The following is a 691-nucleotide window of genomic DNA, read 5'->3' on the forward strand; positions in this document are numbered from 1 at the left end:
GCTAGTCTAACCTTCGGGAGGACGGTTACCACGGTGTGATTCATGACTGGGGTGAAGTCGTAACAAGGTAGCCGTAGGGGAACCTGCGGCTGGATCACCTCCTTAATCGACGACTCAGCTGCTCCATAAGTTCCCACACGAATTGCTTGATTCATTGAAGAAGACGATAGAAGCAGCTTTAAGCTCCAAGCTGATAGCTCAACGCTAACAGTTACGCGCTCGAAATTGGGTCTGTAGCTCAGTTGGTTAGAGCGCACCCCTGATAAGGGTGAGGTCGGCAGTTCGAATCTGCCCAGACCCACCAATTTTGTATGGGGCCATAGCTCAGCTGGGAGAGCGCCTGCCTTGCACGCAGGAGGTCAACGGTTCGATCCCGTTTGGCTCCACCATTAACTGCTTCGAAAGTTTGAGAGTTTAGAAATGAATATTCTGCAATGAATATTGATTTCTAGTCTTTTGATTAGATCGTTCTTTAAAAATTTGGGTATGTGATAGAAAGATAGACTGAACGTTACTTTCACTGGTAACGGATCAGGCTAAGGTAAAATTTGTGAGTTCTCTTAGTTGAGAAATTCGAATTTTCGGCGAATGTCGTCTTCATAGTATAACCAGATTGCTTGGGGTTATATGGTCAAGTGAAGAAGCGCATACGGTGGATGCCTTGGCAGTCAGAGGCGATGAAAGACGTGGT

At 46.6% G+C, this 691-nt stretch carries 2 tRNA genes and 1 rRNA gene; all 3 read left to right on the forward strand.

From position 1 onward, the window contains the following. Positions 1 to 105, forward strand: a 16S ribosomal RNA gene (locus tag Q8X48_RS29785); the annotation flags it as partial. Between the two features lie 122 nt (positions 106 to 227). Beyond that, a tRNA-Ile gene (locus Q8X48_RS29790) sits at positions 228 to 304 on the forward strand. Between the two features lie 9 nt (positions 305 to 313). Continuing rightward, positions 314 to 389: transfer RNA gene (locus tag Q8X48_RS29795), tRNA-Ala, on the forward strand. Positions 390 to 691: the final 302 nt, after the last annotated feature.

Source organism: Pseudomonas sp. QLc11A, assembly GCF_052112305.1.
GTDB classification, from domain to species: domain Bacteria; phylum Pseudomonadota; class Gammaproteobacteria; order Pseudomonadales; family Pseudomonadaceae; genus Aquipseudomonas; species Aquipseudomonas laurylsulfatiphila.